Source organism: Pectobacterium aquaticum, assembly GCF_003382565.3.
Classification (GTDB): Bacteria; Pseudomonadota; Gammaproteobacteria; order Enterobacterales; family Enterobacteriaceae; genus Pectobacterium; species Pectobacterium aquaticum.
The window spans coordinates 1,739,705-1,757,642 of record NZ_CP086253.1 but is presented as its reverse complement, the minus strand read 5'-3'; the positions used below and the strand labels follow the sequence as shown (position 1 = coordinate 1,757,642).

Here is a 17,938-nt window from a genome sequence, read left to right as displayed (position 1 = left end):
TAGGGTAAGTATATCCCATGGTTTGGCAATGCCAGCCTGAAAACGACGCATGATACACGTCAGAAATGCCGCTGCCAGTCGAGATATTGATCGTATTTTCGTAAGGCACTGCGGTAAATACTCTGCTCAATATCGGGAAGGTAATCACATACGCGCTGCTGTACTCCATCACGGTACCGAGAAAAGGTTTCTGCAGGATAATTATTGGCGGCCAGCAGCTCATCCAGGCGCCTCAGACGAATGACATATTCGCGCATTGTGCTATGGCGAACTTCGGTTTGTTCGATCAGATAGTGTGTGAAAGCTTTAATATCGAAATAGCTAGCATGGGTATTGCATAATATTTCGCTACAAAAGCGGCAAAGTGGGATTAACTCTTGTTGCAAGGCAGACCATATTTCATCATCGATAAGCCTGTCGATGCTACCAATCGATTTCTTATTGATAAGCTGGTTACGAAATACCAGTGAAACGCGGTCAAGCGCTTTATCACACTGGGAACAATTAGTTTGTCTATGCTTGAAGTCTTTCAGATAACGGCTTAGGAGCTGTTTCTTCCGAATTGATGGGGGCATGAATCCATTCCATGACAATGTATAACTTCAATCTAAAGCGATAGCATCGTTCATTACGCCAGAGAATCCGGTGTGCTAAAAACAGGTGGCATTAATCATCTAAATATTGATATAAGACGCGCATCAATATTCAAAGATTGCCATGGCCTGCTGCTTCAGTAACTGAAGATATACGTTGATAACAGTATTCCTACGCAGCGCAATTAAACATCGTTCATTAATTTCACGCGCAGGCGCTTTATCGCCTGGCTATGCAACTGACTGACTCTCGACTCTCCGACTTCAAGAACGGCACCGATCTCTTTCAGGTTCAGCTCTTCCTGATAGTAAAGCGTCAACACCAACTTCTCGCGCTCTGGCAGGTTTTCAATCGCATCCATTACCCGATGGCGCAAATTGCCTTCCATCAGTTGGTGCAATGGGTTCGCATCTTCATTGCCTTCCAGTAACGCCTCTGCGCTGTCACCATGTTCTTCACGCCATTCATCGTAAGAGAAAAGCTGGCTATTGTTGGTATCCAGCAGTATCTGACGATAATCCTCAAGCGTGATATTCAAGGCCTGCGCAACTTCCTGCTCCGTTGGAGTACGACCGAGTTGCTGTTCAGCCTGTTGCATTGCTTGTGCCACTTCCCGCGCATTACGCCGTACACTGCGTGGAGCCCAATCACGACTGCGTAATTCATCCAGCATCGAACCGCGAATTCGTTGGACGGCATAGGTAGTAAACGCCGTACCTTGCAACGAATCATAACGTTCAACTGCGCTAAGCAAGCCGATACCGCCAGCCTGTAGCAGATCGTCAAGCTCAACACTGGCGGGGAGACGAACCTGTAAACGCAAGGCTTCATGGCGCACTAGTGGTACATAGCGCTTCCAAAGGGAATTTTTATCCATTGTGCCTTCGGCGGTATACAAATCGCTCACAGTGACAAATACCTACGATGATAATGTTATCGACACTATTATGCTTTTAGGTAGGGTAGCCAATCGTCTGAATAGGGGCGTAAAAGGAGGGTTATTTGGGATACGGCCTGAGGGACTGCTCCCAAATTAAGTAAAAAACGCAGTATATCTCGTAAGATCAGTTGGGTACCGTTCTTTAATTGCGAATTAGCTACCCAAAGCATAAGTTACAGATTGGTAAGCGGATCTGATTAATCTGAAGCTTCCTGCTCCGACAATATGGTTGAGTACTTTTACGTCTTGTTCCGGCGACGTTTCCGTTGATAACGTACGGTGATAAAATGCAGAGTAGGCGACTAACCCCTCCCCCCAGGTGATGGTTCGGGTAGGTGCAACAATCGCGCTACAAAATGATTTATGATGTGTAAATAATTTTTCTGCCCCTTTCCCTACAGAGCAACTTGAAAAACAAAGGCAAACTCCCTTTAAATATGGCCATGCCAAGGTGTCAAAATCTGCCCATGATATTTCAGTGCCGTCAGTCAAAACAAACCCCTCATCCTCTCCATGCGCACTGATATGTACATATTTTATATGTTCTTTTTGTGCCAACTTCAGAGCCTTAACAAATAGCTCCTGATTGACCACCTCAATATATTTAGCATGAACACCCTGGAGCCTTAAAATTTGCTTTAACGTTTCACCTTCATAGCGGTCATCATAAATATCCTGTGCGCTACGTGATTCAATGATCAAAACCTCTTGTTTTTTCATAAGATAGATCCATTCTTATTTTAATAATGCCAACACCGTTTGTGGAATTTGATTAGCCTGCGCCAATACCGATATCGATGCCTGCTGCAGTATCTGTTGCTTGGTCATAACAGAAATTTCTTGTGCAAAATCCGTGTCTTCTATCCGTGAGCGTGATGCTGTCAGATTCATGCTGGTCTGTGTGTTATTTTGCACAACAGACTGTAAGCGATTTTCCAATGCCCCCAATTCTCCGCGCTTGGCATCCACTCTGGCGATAGCTTGGTCGATGACAGTTAAGGGATCGGACGGATTACGTAAACGCTGTGCGACATCGGCTTCGCGCAAGGTCAATATGGTCTGATTATTTTCGACATTAGTTGAGACGGAATAGGAAAGTGGATAGTATAAAACAACTTCTGCAGCGCCATTTACAGTTTGCAGCATATATTGTCCATTTTGATTACGTACTACTTTGGCTGTTTTATACGCATCTTCTCCACCGACAAACTCATCGAGATGAAAAACATAGTTTCCATCTTCATCTGCACGCATGACATCTGAATACGATCTACCCGCCAGATCGACATAATTAACCTGAACATTATTATTTTCAGGGTCAAGGTGTGCCACCGATGAACCACTCACATACGGCTGATCGCTGACTGAAATAATCTGGCTACGATCAGAGGTCACAGTAATTGAATTTTGAGTGCCCCCAGTCTTAATAGTCACATCAGCACGGTAGTAGGCATATTGCCCTGCACTAACCTGCTCTTCCACATAGTAATAATTTCCCAATCGAACCAACGCCATATTGGCATTGTTGGTTTCATCTGAACCATCCAGTGCCAGGCTATAATCAGCGCTCGCTTTGGATACCGAAGGTGCGTACCGCAACACATCAGAAATACTGCTCGTCATGTCATTTTTTGCTATTCTCGTGGTCGACTTAGCCTGAGCAGTGATCTTATTTTGATCGCCATGAACCGTTACTTCCGCTTCATAATAATACATACCATTATTGGTTTGATGCTGGATCCAATATTTTCCTCCAGAACTCACAACCCCTGCTTGATTCAAAAACAGGGTATTACCATTACTATCCAGATAGCGGGTACTAGAAATTGACTCACTTGCCGTATTAGCGACCACACCACTGCTGACGCCTAATCGGACATCATTCAAGCGGGTTTCGGTATCATGGGCGGCGTTGATCGACACATTCATCAACCTTCCACCTGCACCATTCAATTGAACCAGATTGCTACCGCGCGAGGAACGCACCAGATTAGGATTATTGTCCGGCGGTATATAAGCAACTGTCGTGTATGTCGTATCATCTAAATTGATCTGGCTCGATACACCACTTAGCGAGGATACTGGCGTCACTTTCCCTGGGGTGCCCTGCACCGTCATATCCAGCAATCCCATTTCCTGCACGCTGAACCCTGGTGGGCCGAGATCGATATCCATTGTTTCATGGTCATAAACACCAACCTGTAGCGCTTTAGTGCCGCCACTACCATTCAATAATGGAATACCGTTAAAAGAAGCCCACAGATTCAAGCGATCGATTTCTTTCAGGTTCAGATTAATTTCGGCCTGAATACTGTCACCCACATCGCCCTCATTCGTACCGTTCAGCCCCTGAACCGTCAGTTCTCGGACACGTTGCAGACGGCGGTTAATTTCATCAAGCACACCTTCTGCCGTACGCAGCATCGACATTCCATCATTAGCATTACGCGCAGCTTGATTTAGTCCTCGGATATTCGCAGTAAAACGGTTGGCAATTGCTTGCCCAGCGGCATCATCTTTAGCGCTGTTGATACGGTAGCCGGAAGAAAGACGCTCTATTGTTGAACTCAGCGAGGAAGAAGATTTACTGCTGTTTTTTTGAGCAAAAAGAGAAGGGATATTGGTATTGAAAACCGCCATCAGGGCATCCTTGCAAATTTTTTCTTAAAATCTCTGGCGATTATCGACATCCAAGAAAAAAACTTTAGGGAAAATAATGACGAAAATAAATAACTTCGCACATTGATGCTTCACTTCTCATCGTGCGAGGCCAGTGCTGACGGGATGCCGTCTTCAGCTAGTGTAGCCGCTATTATGCAAAGCTATTTATAGAGAAGAATTTCTTGGTAAATTTTTATCAATCACAACCAAAAATATCCCGCGTATAAATTTTATCTTTCACATCGTTTAATTCAGCAATCATTCTATTTGCCAGAATAATGTCCGTACATTGTTTAAATTCAGATAAATCATGAATGACTGGAGAATGGAAAAACTCAGCTTCCTGCATTGCAGGTTCATAAACGATAACATGAATACCCTTAGCTTTTATTCGCTTCATCACACCTTGAATAGCAGATGACCTGAAGTTGTCTGATTCGGATTTCATTACCAGTCGGTAAATACCTACGACATTGGGGTTCATTTTTATTATCGAATCTGCAATAAAGTCTTTACGTGTACTATTAGCGCTCACAATAGCTTGAATGAGGTTATTTGGCACACTGGCATAATTAGCTAGCAATTGCTTAGTATCCTTAGGGAGACAATAGCCACCATAACCAAATGAAGGATTATTATAATGATTACCAATTCGAGGATCCAACCCAACACCTTCAATAATTTGTCGACTATTTAATCCTAAAGATTGAGCATAAGTATCTAACTCATTGAAATATGATATGCGCATAGCAAGATAAGTATTTGAAAATAATTTAATAGCTTCAGCTTCAGTAGATTCTGTGTACAGTACAGGTGCATCCTTTTTTATTGCACCTTGCAATAACAAATTGGCAAAATTTTCGGCACGTAAAGAACGTTCACCAACAACAATTCGTGACGGATGCAAATTATCATAAAGAGCCTTTCCCTCACGCAAGAACTCCGGTGAAAAAATAACATTTTCCGTATTAAATTTTTCCCTAACATACTGCGTATAGCCAACAGGAACAGTAGACTTAATAATAATAGTTGCTGAAGCATTCGTAGATAAAACCTGCTGAATCACAATTTCAACAGAAGTTGTATCAAAGTGATTTGTTTCTGGGTCATAGTCAGTTGGCGTAGCAATAATAACAAAGTCAGCATTTTTATAAGCACCATGTGCATCCAGTGTTGCCGTAAAATTTAATTTTCCATGCTGGAGGAAATCCTCAATATTGCTATCAACAATAGGCGACCTTTTATCATTCAGCATCGTTACTCTTTCAGCAACAATATCAACAGCAACGACTTCATTATGTTGCGCCAACAACATCGCATTCGATAACCCGACATATCCTGTTCCTGCGATAGCTATTTTCATGATGACCTTATTTATATAAGAATTAACACTTAAATTTAGATAGAGATACCTTGAACAAGGTATCTCTATTCAATTTTACTGAGCAATATACTTATACTTTTCCAGAACCTTATTAAGCAATGATATATTAATATCATTTTTTATTTTAAAAGCTCCAGCACTTTCTGCCACGTTTAATTTTTCCAAAAATTCCAAAACAACATGGTAATCAGGCCTATTCCAGAAGTCATGGATAAAGATTACCGTATCTGCTACATCCCTTTTTTTCTCTAAAACATGTTTTATTGTATTAAGTGCACAGGCTACACGAAAGCGCCCATCTACAAGAATAAGATTAAAAGCACGCTCATGTCGTAATATTGCTTCACTATAGTGTGGGAATTTTTTCCGATGAGTGTTATCAACAGGATACCCCCATGCTTTTGTTGGTCCAATATCAACGTATTCGACTTTACACAGTGGACCGACTTCTTTTTTGAGTGTTTCCACCCATGTTTTATCGCTTTCTACACCAAATACTTCTACATTATTTCTAGCTGCGAGTTTTGTCGATCCCCCACTACCAAACTCAAAATAACAGGTTGCTTTTTTCAAGTAATATTCAAACAATTGAGTTTCTTTCTCTGACATTCTAGGCATGTCAGGAATAATCATCTTCGGTAACGTTGAAGATGGCCTATCAGCATTTTTTTCATTTATATTGCGATCATCAAGATAGCTTTTTGCTCTTTCTTTAGAATCAATCTGTAGCACCGAGCAAGCAAGTCCCTGCATTCGATAAACCGAATGCAGAATAAATGCCAGCTTTTCACGCTGTTCTACTGTCAGTGCGTGCACACGAACATTATCTGGAAGATAAACTGCAACAGCAGAAATCATTTTTGATGACGGTAGCATTTTTTGGTCATCAATCACGGTAGGTTTAGCATATTCAATATCTTCTAACGAATGGAAAGAAAATCCGTATTGTGTCAAAAGAGAAGTAATATCGCTAAACAGCAATTGTTCTTGGTGAGTCTGAGAAAAAGTGATTTTTACCTGAACAACAAGGCAGTCAGAGAGAATACGCTTACCATGGATAATAGCTTTGCGAATATCATAACGATTATCCAAAATCAGCCAATCCAGATGATCCAACCCATGAATATGATCAAGTTTTGAGGTTTGAGCCATTACCTCAGCAAGCACTCTACTTCCTCCCTCAGCGGATAAAGGAACCAAATCACTGCTGTATTCCGGTGCAAGGCACATGTAAACAGGAGAAGATTCTCCATCGCCCAAGCCATGTAATTTTATATGTTGTATGCCTTTTTTACGCAACGGTAAATGACGTTCCTCTACTTCACCGAGCATATCCATAATAATGAAATGAAATGCATCAGTAGCCGTTAAATTAATAAAATTTTTGTTCGTTGCCAGACTACCGCCATGATCCATAGCGATTATTTTCCCCGACAATTGGAAACTAAATCCATCTTGTGGCTTCGTAGTAGGAATGATATCTACAACAGGGTGTTGTAATGTGATCGGTTGATTATCATCATGGAAATAAGGTAAGAAATCATTACTCAATGTCAACGCTTCTGGTGCTTTTCCTTCACAATGGCGTTGCCATATTGCGCGCATCGCATCAGAGAAATTTTTCGCAAATCGTTTACCATCACAGACAGGAGAAGATAGAAGGATATCCCGTAAATGCTGGCGGATCACACCTAAGCTATCTAGGTCATTCGCCATTCCTACTGTAATGTTAATATACTGCTCCCAATCATTAGCCACCAGTTCAGGCATACCTGCATTGACCAGGTGGGAAGCTGAATGTCGGCCAGCAAACGTAGGCCCTGGTAATGTGACCACTGGTACCCCCATGGCCATCGCTTCACATGTCGTTAGTCCACCAGAATAGGGCCAAGGATCGAGTGCAATATCAACATCGTTATAACTTGCTAACAATTCCCGATGCGGCGAGCCACCTTCAATCCTAACACGTTCACGACTGATACCATGTTTTTCCAGCGTGGCATAAATACGCTCGCTCAGGGCTTGGTTGGTATAATTAAAGCTTTTCAGAAATAGCTGCGAATTTGGAACCGAATTCAAAATAATAGCCCATTGAGATAACAAGATATCATTTATTTTAGATGCATTATTAAAACAACCGAATGTGACATATCCCTTACTAGCAACAGGAAGTTCACTAATCGGTGGCAAATAATGAGGAGGATCATAACAGATATAATCGTCTGGCAGGCGAATCAATTTCTCTGTATATAATGCATCCACTCCCGCCGGTGTTTCGACAGGATCGCTTAACAGGTAGTCCATCGTTTCCAAACCAGTACTGCTAATCAGTCCCCCCACCCACTTGATTTGTATCGGCGCGGGCCCCTGCAACAAGGTCAGCATACGGCTATTTGCGTTATAGCCACATAAATCAAATAATATATCGATCTCATCTTCACGGATTATTTTAGCCAACGTATCATTAGAAATATCTGAAACCACTTTCCATTGAGTACAAATGCTTTGTATCTTCTGTGTGATATGATCTTCATTATGATTAGTACTATAAGCATAAAACTCTATTTGTGATTCAGGGATATGAGACAACCCGATAGTAATCATATTTCCCACAGGATGGGAGCGGAAACCATCGGAAATCATGCCAATTCTCAGCATCTTGTTCAGAATTTTATTTTTAGCAACAGCTCGGGGCAATTTCTTATCAAATTTAAATTTAGGTTGCCATGTCTTACACAAGGCTAAAATTTGTTCAGCCGTTCTTTCTGGGTGGTAGTGTGCCCCGACAATACGATTAAAAAATGGAGTTGGGTTATTTTTAGTAGTTTCTTCCCCCTTTTGATAAACAGCATCCATTTCGTCAAAATACCCAAGATCCTGTTTAATCATCCCTACATTACTCCAGTACATCCAGTTAGAGGGATCTTCTTGTATTAACTCATTGAAGATTTCCTCCGCCTGCTCATATTTTTTCAACTTCTGTAAAACAGTAGCATGAAGTGAGCGCAAGGGCCTCGATTCTACTTTAGATACCGTCTTTATTACATCAGATAAATATATTTGTGCTTCTTCGTGCATGCCTCTACGGTACAGCAAATCAGCCTTAGCATATATAGCCTCAAGATATGAGGGATAAAGTTCCAGCGCCTCATCAATTGATTGCGTTGCCTCAAAGAAATTACCGAGTTTTTGCTGTGCTCTACCAGCAATCACCAAAAGTAAGGGATTTTTTTCATCCTTCTGCAACAACTCAGTCACTAACTGCAAAGCAGTTCCCGGCTGCGTTGAAAGCCATTCGGCCGCTAACTTGATTTTCTGATTCGTAGCAGAGTCTGCGTTTTTTTTCTTGTTAACAACCGCTTTTTCGGACGATTTTTTCATAGTGGGTACTTCATCATAGGTGATAGCAGCATGTCACATCAGCAGTGGTATTTATTGCCGACATGCTTGCCTGGAAGGTAGTAGTATAAAGGACATAAAAAAAAATAGCGGGTGTAAAAACCCGCTATTTTCATGCTATTTGTTGGGATTGAATCCAACGAATTAACGCAGCAGAGACAGTACCGTCTGTGGAACTTGGTTAGCCTGAGACAATACAGAAGTACCCGCCTGTTGCAGGATCTGGTTCTTACTCATGTTAGACACTTCCGTTGCGATATCGGCATCTTCGATACGACTACGCGCAGAAGTCAGGTTGTTAACGGTGCTGTTCAGGTTAGTCACGGTAGATTCAAAACGGTTTTGAATCGCACCCAAGCTACTACGCAAAGAGTCGACCGAGGAAATCGCGCTGTCGATATCCGCTAACAGTCCAGTTGCAACCGTTGCTGTTGCTGCTGTTGTACCCGTTGCTGCGGTGTAGGCAGAAAGGATACCAGCAGTTGCAGCACCAGTGCTTGTCTCAGTAACAGCTGACATGCCAGTGTTACCAGCAAACAGAGTTGAAGAATCAATTTTCTTCAGACTGATGCCGATAGTTTCACCATCATTGGCACCAACCTGGATAGACAGCGTTTGTGCAGTCGCAAGCACTTTAACGCCGTTAAATTGAGTCTGTGCAGAGACACGGTTAATTTCTTTCAGGCGGTCAACCACTTCATTGTTGATAGAAACCAGGTCATCAGCAGAGTTAGAACCGTTGTTAGCCTGAACGGTCAGTTCACGAATACGCTGCAAGTTGTTGTTAATTTCGTTCAATGCACCTTCAGTGGTCTGCGCGACAGAGATACCATCGTTGGCATTACGCGCTGCCTGAGTCAGGCCTTTGATGTTAGCGGTGAAGCGGTTGGCAATAGCCTGGCCCGCAGCATCATCTTTTGCGCTGTTGATACGGAAGCCAGAAGACAAACGCTCGATAGCCGTACCCAGAGCAGACTGAGATTTGTTCAGGTTGTTTTGAGCCGTCAGAGACAGGCTGTTAGTATTGATGACTGCCATAATTGTATTCCTTATTATGCATTTAAGTCGATTTCGGGTCGGTTTAAAGTTCGGGCTATTGCCCACGGCTTTTATCACCGTCCTAACCTGTATCGGCGTGCTTGAACGAAGCTTTAATTATTTTTAGAAATTTATTTGCTGAGATGAAATATTGTGGTTGAGTCGAGGGTAAACCATATCCGCATAGGCAGAACATTAGCGCAATAATGCTAAACTTTCTTCTCTAGCTGCCGATAAGCAGTTTATGACATCTGAAACCCATTAAAGGAATTATTATGGCTAGTATCAGCTTTACAGGCTCTACCAGCGGTTTTACTGATATCCTGAACCAGTTGACATCTTTTGAGCAGACACGCATCACACCTGTCAATAATCAACAAAAAGTATACAAAAATCGTGACACCGCTTTTGACACACTGAAAACGGCCCTCACGAAGCTAGATGCCGCGAATGAAGCGCTGACTAAAGCGAATGAGATCAACAAAACTGCCATTAGCGGCGAAAACAAAGCTTTTAGCGCAACGTCGGCCAGCAAAGCAGTGGCTGGCATCTATAACGTAGAAGTGCAGAATCTTGCTACTGCACATTCGGTCATCTCTGCCAAAGAAACAAGTAACAAAACTGCATTAGGTAATGGTGATAGCACACGAACGTTGACGATTAAGCAAGATGGGAAAGACCAACCGCTAGAAATCAAACTGACTCAAGAACAAACCTCGTTGGAAGGCATTCGTGATGCCATTAATAAAGCAAATGGTGATGTCGGCGCAAGTATCATAAAAGCTGATGATAATAGCTATTACCTCTCTATTACATCCAAAAGTACAGGTACTGATTCGCAGATGGCGATCAACGTCAGTGGTGATGACGTATTGAAACAAAAGCTATCGTATACATCTGGTGGAGCCAGTAATGGCATGAACCAACAGACCGCTGCTGAAAACGCCATCATCGAGTTAAACGGTATTCAGGTTGTCCGCCAGAGTAATACAATTGATGATGCCATTGAAGGCGTAACCTTAAACTTAAAATCGAAAACTGCGCTTGATACTCCCGAGACATTAACACTCACTGGGGACAATGCGCCAATGCAGAAAGCGATTCAAGAATGGGTTGATTCCTATAACGCCCTGCAAACCACTATTGGCAACCTGACGAAATTTACACCAACCGACCCTAATTCTGATACACCAGATTCAAGTAATGGTGTTTTGCTCGGTAACAGCACTGTGCGTAGTATCCAGACTAAATTGAAGATGCAAATCTCCAATGCGCAAAGTGGAATGGACATCAGCACATTGAATGAAATGGGAATTAAACAAAATCCCACTGATGGGAAATTGGAGGTTGATAGCAGTAAACTGCAGAAATCTTTACAAGAGAAAAATGGTTCTGTGACGGAGTTTTTCGTCGGCGACGGTAAAACAACAGGCTTTGCGACACAAATCAATACCTATCTGGATTCTGTACTAAAAGTAACCACTGGTGATGATAAAGGTTCCATTCAAATTGCCAAAGAGAGCATCGCTGCAACGCAAAAAACGCTAACAAAAACTGAAGAACAAACCAATCGAAGTATCGAAGAGAATATCGCTCGTTACAAAGCACAATTCACTCAACTGGACAAGCTGGTATCACAGATGAATAGCACTAGTAGCTATTTAACAACACAATTAGCAGCACTTAGTAAGTAACACCGAATAAGTAACAATAAAGGACAGTGAAATGTATAACAAAACGGGCGGCCAAGCCTACGCTCAAGTTGGTTTGGAAAGTGCGGTAATGAGCGCCAGTCCACACCAGCTTATTGTGATGCTGTTCGATGGTGCGCGTAGTGCGATGGTACGCGCTCGCATTCTTTTGCAACAAGGCGACATACCAGGGAAAGGCGCTGCGTTATCGAAAGCCATCGATATCATTACTAATGGCTTGAAGGTTGGGCTAGATATGGAAAAAGGCGGTGAGCTGGCAGAAAATTTGTCAGCGCTTTATGACTATATGACGCAACGCCTAATGATCGCCAACCTGCACAACGATGTGAAGGTGATAGAGGAAGTAGAAGCTTTGCTGGAAAACATAGCCAGCGCCTGGCGTCAAATCGGCCCAAACTATCAGCCGCCTCAGGAAAAATAGCATGAGCAATCTCCATCAGCTTTTAAAAGATTATCAACAATTGCAAGCTCTTAGCCGTAAGATTCTTGCATTAGCATCAGGCGGTCAATGGGATGAATTGGTTGCTCAGGAGATTGTTTACATCCAGTTGGTTGAAAATCTCACTAAAAGACCGATTCCGACAGATGTTGACAGCGTTATGCAGTTACATTTTCGACGAATACTACGCGAAATTATTGAGAATGAATCTCAAATTAAAGAACTGCTACGGAAAAGAATGGATGACCTGAGCTTATTGATGAAGAACTCCGTTGCCCAGCAAAATGTGAATTCCACCTATGGCGAATTTTCCCAACATCGACTCTTACCAGGCGATTTAAGTAATCAATAATAAGATAAATGCCTGCATAAGCAGGCATTTATCTAGATAAGAAGTTCGTGTAGTTAATCACCCTACACAGACATATTCATCACTTCTTGATACGCAGAGACCAGTTTATTACGCACCTGAATGCCCATCTGCATTGAAATGGATGATTTCTGCAAATCCACCATCACATCATTCAATGCCACACCCGGCACACCTAAGGTAAATTTTTCAGCCTGCGTACGAGCCGTCTGTTGCGTGTCGCTGATTTTATCGATCGCCGCCCTCAGTTCACTGGCAAAACCAGGTTCTACCGATGGTCTAGCTATTGGCGTGCCAGTGGCCTGCAGGGCTTTGACCTGCATTTGCTGTAAAACGCCATCAATACCTTGAACCGACATAACACCTCACTAAAATGCTGATTAAGCTTTTTCACACACACTTATGACGACCATACCCTACCATACCCCGTTTAGTCTAAATGGGGTAATTAACGTGAAAAATGCCACCTTATCGACCCATCGATTTTTCTTTTACGGAAAATAATGACATGCCCGCAAATGTAGGCGAAATGTTTTATTGATTGCGCAATCAGGGAGTTCTGTTTTGTCACGTCACAACGTTAAGTATATCGTTCAACAACCAAGCAGAGATAGAGTATGAACGCCTCATTCACCGGCGCCGCTACCGGTAAAAATAGCTTTGGCGAAATACTCAACCGGTTACGCGCCAATCCGAAAATTCCGCTATTGATCGCAGCGGCGGCAACTATTGCGATCGTTGTTGCGTTGACGCTATGGGCCAAAGGTCCAGACTATCGAGTGCTTTACAGCAATATAAATGACCGTGATGGCGGTGCGATTGTCAGTGAATTAACGAAGCTGAATATCCCTTATCGTTTTGCGGAAAGCGGTGGGGCGATCATGATCCCTGCTGCAAATGTCTATGAGACACGACTCCGACTGGCTCAATTAGGGCTGCCAAAAGGTGGCGCCGTTGGCTTTGAATTGCTCGATCAGGAAAAATTTGGCATCAGCCAATTCAGCGAGCAAATTAATTACCAGCGTGCGTTGGAAGGTGAACTGTCCAGAACGATAGAAACGCTCGGCCCTGTTCAGAATGCGCGAGTTCACCTTGCCATACCAAAGCCTTCACTGTTCGTTCGTGAGCAAAAAGCCCCCTCTTCTTCTGTCACACTGACATTACAGCCTGGTCGTGCATTAGATGAAGGGCAAATCAATTCCATCGTTTATATGGTTTCCAGCAGTGTTGCTGGCCTGCCACCGGACAATGTTACGGTCGTTGATCAGACCGGACGCCTATTAACCCAAGCTGGCGGCAGCGGCCGCGACCTGAATGCTGTGCAACTGAAGTATAGCAACGAAATCGAGGCGATGTACCAACGCCGCATCGAGTCAATTATCGCGCCAATGGTTGGCATGGGTAACGTACATGCCCAAGTCACTGCGCAAATCGATTTCTCTGCTCGCGAACAAACTGATGAGCAATATCAACCCAATCAACCGCCAGATAAAGCGGCTGTTCGCTCTCAGCAAACCAGCCAGAGTGAGCAAAGAGGGGGCCCTAACGTCGGTGGCGTTCCTGGTGCACTAACCAATCAGCCAGCACCCGCACCCACAGCCCCCATTGCGACGCCGCCAAATAATGCCAACGCCAATACAAATAATCAGGCAGGCCAGCAGAACCCAAACAATGCGGCAAATGCGAATACCGTTATTCAAACATCAAATGTTCGCAATGATGCAACCACCAACTATGAAGTCGACAAGACCATTTTACACACCAAACACAGTACCGGTGGTGTGAAGCGCTTGTCTGCAGCGGTTATTGTTAACTATCAGCCTCCGGGGGAGGATGGCAAGCCAGTTGCACTGACGGAAGAACAGATCAAACAGATTGAAACGGTAGCACGGGAAGCAATGGGCTTCTCTGCCGAACGTGGGGATACCTTAAATGTCGTTAACACGCCATTTATGGATAGTACCGATGGGACTGGAGAACTCCCCTTCTGGCAAAAACAAGTATTCTTCGATCTCTTGATGGAAGCAGGCCGTTGGCTGCTGGTTCTGATCGTCGCCTGGATTCTGTGGCGTAAACTGGTACGTCCGCAGTTGCAGAGAAAAGCACAGCAACAAGAAGCGGCACTGGCAGCAGCGACGCTGTCTCAAGGTGCAGACAGCGATGTTATGGTCAACCTGAGCAGCTCGGAAATCGAGCAACAGCGGAAATCGCAGCAACGCGTCAATGCAGAGATGCAAAGTAACCGCATACGTGAAATGGCAGAGAACGATCCACGCGTTGTCGCTCTGGTAATTCGTCAATGGATGAGTACTGAACTATGAACCTGACAGGAACAGAAAAAAGCGCCATCTTATTGATGACCATTGGTGAAGACCGCGCCGCGGAAGTATTTACTCATCTTTCGGCTAAAGAAGTACAACATCTCAGTTCTGCAATGGCGAATATGAGGCAGGTATCGCAACAGCAGTTGCTCGAAATCCTGAGGGAGTTTGAGGCTGACTCAGAGCAATATGCTGCGCTCAGTGTGAATGCGGGTGACTACCTTCGCTCAGTGCTTGTCAAAGCCCTTGGTGAAGAGCGCGCGTCTAGCCTGCTAGAAGATATTCTGGAAAGCCGCGACTCCACGAGTGGAATGGAAACGCTCAACTTCATGGAGCCGCAGATTGCCGCAGACCTTATTCGCGACGAGCACCCACAGATTATCGCAACAATCCTCGTTCACCTGAAACGCGCTCAAGCTGCCGATATCTTAGCCCTGTTTGACGAACGTCTTCGCCACGACGTTATGCTACGTATCGCGACCTTCGGTGGCGTTCAACCTTCTGCATTAGCAGAACTGACAGACGTTCTGAATGGCTTGCTGGATGGTCAGAACCTCAAACGCAGCAAGATGGGTGGTGTTCGTACTGCGGCAGAAATTATCAACCTGATGAAAACTCAGCAGGAAGAAGCCGTTATCGATGCGGTACGCGAGTTCGATGGCGAACTGGCACAAAAAATTATCGACGAAATGTTCCTGTTCGAAAATTTGGTCGAGGTGGACGACCGCAGCATCCAGCGCCTTCTGCAAGAAGTGGAATCCGAGTCTTTGCTGTTGGCATTGAAAGGCGCAGAAGAACCTTTGCGCGAAAAATTCCTGCGCAATATGTCTCAGCGTGCGGCAGAAATTCTTCGCGACGATCTCTCGACACGCGGTCCAGTACGTATGTCGCAGGTCGAAAACGAACAGAAAGCTATTCTGCTTATCGTTCGTCGATTGGCAGACAGCGGCGAGATGATTATTGGTGGCGGCGAGGATGCCTATGTCTAATGCCCCAAAAAATCTGGCCTGGGAGCCTTGGAAGCTCAATGATTTGGCTGAACCAATTTCAAAAAACATACCAACATATGAGACAAGTGATGACCCCGACGTGTCTGAGATGGTTAATTTCAATGAAGAGAATACCATTCCTACCTTCGAGGATGAGCTGGTATCTCTGCGTGAAAGTGCAATGCAACAGGCACGAGAAGCTGGGTTTGCACAGGGTCATCAACAAGGCTATGACGCAGGTTATCAGGAAGGATTAGCACAGGGGCAGCAGCAGGGTTTGCAAAATGCCTTGCAGCAGCAACAGCCGGTCATTGAACAGATGCAGCAGATGGTCACCGAATTCCAACAGACGTTGGATACACTCGACAGTGTTATCCCAGCTCGCCTGATGCAGTTGGCGTTGACCGCAGCCAAGCAAATCTTGGGACAACCTCCAGTGTGTGACGGCAATGCTTTGCTCAGCCAGATACAGCAATTGATTCAGCAAGAGCCTATGTTCTCAGGTAAAACACAATTGCGCGTCCATCCTTCCGATCTGGAACGCGTTGAACAATATTTGGGCCCGACACTCAGCTTACATGGCTGGAGATTGCTTGCTGATAGTCAGCTCCATCCAGGTGGTTGCAAAGTGAGTGCAGAAGAAGGCGATCTGGATGCCAGTCTGGCAACACGCTGGCATGAACTTTGCCGTTTAGCTGCCCCAGGGGAATTATAATGACTTCACGCCTCGGGCGCTGGCTCTCTTCTCTTGATGCATTTGAGAAGCGTATTGATGACACCCCCTCGGTGCGTCGTTACGGCCGCTTAACGCGTGCGACAGGTTTGGTGCTGGAAGCAACAGGGTTGCACATGCCTCTGGGCGCGACCTGCCTTATCGAACGGCAGAATGGTTCTCAGGTTGAAGAAATAGAAAGCGAAGTTGTCGGTTTCAATGGGCAAAAACTCTTTCTTATGCCACTAGAAGAAGTTGAAGGTATTACGCCCGGAGCGCGTGTTTATGCCCGTGTCGGCCAAGACAGCAGCAGTCAGGGAAAACAATTGCCTTTAGGCCCTGAATTACTGGGCCGTGTGCTGGATGGTAGCGCAAAACCGTTGGATGGTTTACCCGCGCCGGATACAGGTTATCGCGCACCACTCATTACGCCGCCGTTCAACCCATTACAGAGAACACCAATCGACAGTGTTCTGGACGTGGGTGTTCGGGCCATCAATGCCTTGCTCACCGTAGGTCGGGGGCAGAGAATGGGCTTATTTGCAGGTTCAGGTGTCGGTAAAAGTGTGCTTTTGGGGATGATGGCGCGCTATACTCAGGCAGATGTCATCGTTGTCGGCCTTATCGGTGAACGCGGCCGAGAAGTGAAAGACTTTATCGAGAATATCCTGGGAGCGGAAGGACGAGCGCGTTCCGTCGTTATTGCTGCACCGGCTGATGTTTCTCCATTATTAAGGATGCAAGGAGCCGCGTATGCCACGCGTATTGCTGAAGATTTTCGCGATCGCGGGCATCACGTGCTGCTCATCATGGATTCGCTCACGCGTTATGCCATGGCACAGCGTGAAATTGCGTTAGCGATTGGCGAACCGCCGGCAACCAAGGGTTATCCCCCTTCTGTTTTCGCTAAATTACCTGCGCTAGTAGAGCGCGCAGGTAATGGTATTCATGGAGGTGGTTCAGTCACCGCTTTCTATACTGTTCTAACAGAAGGTGACGATCAGCAGGATCCTATTGCTGATTCCGCCCGTGCCATCCTTGACGGACATATCGTGCTGTCACGTCAATTAGCTGAGTCCGGTCATTACCCAGCAATTGATATTGAAGCATCAATTAGTCGCGCAATGACATCGCTGATCGATGAAGGGCATTATGCTTCTGTAAGGCAATTTAAACAGTTACTATCCAGCTACCAACGTAACCGTGATCTAGTCAGTGTTGGTGCCTATGCGGCAGGCAGTGACCCTATGCTTGACAAAGCAATTCGGCTATACCCGCATCTGGAAGCCTTCTTGCAGCAAGGGATGTTTGAACAAAGTAACTATGAAGAGTCCTGCCAAGCGTTGCACACTATTTTCCCTCGTAACGAGTAGGAGAGC

Annotated in this window: 15 protein-coding genes; 7 read left to right on the top strand and 8 right to left on the bottom strand. The window is 44.7% G+C overall.

Annotated elements, in window-relative coordinates; translation table 11 throughout:
- Positions 1 to 59 precede the first annotated feature (59 nt).
- From fliZ to DMB82_RS08185, 7 genes are all read right to left on the bottom strand, one after another.
- Positions 60 to 575: a flagella biosynthesis regulatory protein FliZ gene (gene fliZ / locus DMB82_RS08215; protein WP_116156130.1), complete on the bottom strand. Its 516-nt coding sequence runs from the start codon at positions 573 to 575 to the stop codon at positions 60 to 62.
- A 203-nt stretch (positions 576 to 778) separates the two neighbouring features.
- A complete protein-coding gene (locus DMB82_RS08210; RefSeq protein ID WP_102118461.1) occupies positions 779 to 1,501 on the bottom strand; it encodes an RNA polymerase sigma factor FliA in 723 nt (240 codons plus the stop codon).
- Between the two features lie 186 nt (positions 1,502 to 1,687).
- A complete protein-coding gene (locus tag DMB82_RS08205; protein ID WP_116162514.1) occupies positions 1,688 to 2,254 on the bottom strand; it encodes a hypothetical protein in 567 nt (188 codons plus the stop codon).
- Positions 2,255 to 2,269: 15 nt separating this feature from the next.
- The gene (locus tag DMB82_RS08200; protein ID WP_116162516.1) at positions 2,270 to 4,174 is read right to left on the bottom strand and encodes a flagellin N-terminal helical domain-containing protein; all 1,905 of its coding nucleotides are present in this window, start codon (positions 4,172 to 4,174) and stop codon (positions 2,270 to 2,272) included.
- A gap of 217 nt (positions 4,175 to 4,391) precedes the next feature.
- Positions 4,392 to 5,558 (bottom strand): nucleotide sugar dehydrogenase, encoded by a 1,167-nt coding sequence (locus tag DMB82_RS08195; RefSeq protein WP_116162518.1) that lies wholly within the window; start codon positions 5,556 to 5,558, stop codon positions 4,392 to 4,394.
- A gap of 75 nt (positions 5,559 to 5,633) precedes the next feature.
- Positions 5,634 to 8,960, bottom strand: a complete 3,327-nt coding sequence (locus DMB82_RS08190) for an O-linked N-acetylglucosamine transferase, SPINDLY family protein (protein WP_116162520.1) — start codon at positions 8,958 to 8,960, stop codon at positions 5,634 to 5,636.
- 162 nt (positions 8,961 to 9,122) lie between these two features.
- A complete protein-coding gene (locus tag DMB82_RS08185; RefSeq protein WP_116162522.1) occupies positions 9,123 to 10,016 on the bottom strand; it encodes a flagellin N-terminal helical domain-containing protein in 894 nt (297 codons plus the stop codon).
- Positions 10,017 to 10,291: 275 nt separating this feature from the next.
- On the opposite strand from DMB82_RS08185, the gene fliD reads away from it, so the two are divergent.
- From fliD to fliT, 3 genes are read left to right on the top strand one after another with little or no spacing between them, the layout of a single operon-like run.
- Complete coding sequence (gene fliD, locus DMB82_RS08180) at positions 10,292 to 11,710, top strand: flagellar filament capping protein FliD (RefSeq protein ID WP_116162524.1); 1,419 nt, start codon at positions 10,292 to 10,294, stop codon at positions 11,708 to 11,710.
- A 31-nt stretch (positions 11,711 to 11,741) separates the two neighbouring features.
- Positions 11,742 to 12,149 (top strand): flagellar export chaperone FliS, encoded by a 408-nt coding sequence (gene fliS, locus DMB82_RS08175; RefSeq protein WP_116162526.1) that lies wholly within the window; start codon positions 11,742 to 11,744, stop codon positions 12,147 to 12,149.
- Position 12,150: 1 nt separating this feature from the next.
- Complete coding sequence (gene fliT, locus DMB82_RS08170) at positions 12,151 to 12,519, top strand: flagella biosynthesis regulatory protein FliT (protein ID WP_039545058.1); 369 nt, start codon at positions 12,151 to 12,153, stop codon at positions 12,517 to 12,519.
- Between the two features lie 62 nt (positions 12,520 to 12,581).
- On the opposite strand, the gene fliE is transcribed toward fliT, so the two are convergent.
- On the bottom strand, positions 12,582 to 12,896 hold the full coding sequence (gene fliE / locus DMB82_RS08165) for a flagellar hook-basal body complex protein FliE (protein WP_039545060.1): 315 nt from the start codon (positions 12,894 to 12,896) through the stop codon (positions 12,582 to 12,584).
- 258 nt (positions 12,897 to 13,154) lie between these two features.
- On the opposite strand from fliE, the gene fliF reads away from it, so the two are divergent.
- Genes fliF through fliI form a run of 4 tightly spaced genes read left to right on the top strand, consistent with a single transcriptional unit; the run spans position 13,155 to position 17,932 of the window.
- Complete coding sequence (gene fliF / locus DMB82_RS08160) at positions 13,155 to 14,858, top strand: flagellar basal-body MS-ring/collar protein FliF (RefSeq protein WP_116156126.1); 1,704 nt, start codon at positions 13,155 to 13,157, stop codon at positions 14,856 to 14,858.
- Positions 14,855 to 15,847, top strand: a complete 993-nt coding sequence (gene fliG / locus DMB82_RS08155; RefSeq protein WP_116162528.1) for a flagellar motor switch protein FliG — start codon at positions 14,855 to 14,857, stop codon at positions 15,845 to 15,847. Before fliF ends, fliG begins: the two co-directional genes overlap by 4 nt.
- A complete protein-coding gene (fliH, locus tag DMB82_RS08150) occupies positions 15,840 to 16,562 on the top strand; it encodes a flagellar assembly protein FliH (protein ID WP_116156125.1) in 723 nt (240 codons plus the stop codon). The genes fliG and fliH overlap by 8 nt, the downstream gene beginning before the upstream one ends.
- The gene (fliI, locus tag DMB82_RS08145; RefSeq protein WP_102118452.1) at positions 16,562 to 17,932 is read left to right on the top strand and encodes a flagellar protein export ATPase FliI; all 1,371 of its coding nucleotides are present in this window, start codon (positions 16,562 to 16,564) and stop codon (positions 17,930 to 17,932) included. Before fliH ends, fliI begins: the two co-directional genes overlap by 1 nt.
- The last annotated feature ends 6 nt before the right edge of the window (positions 17,933 to 17,938 follow it).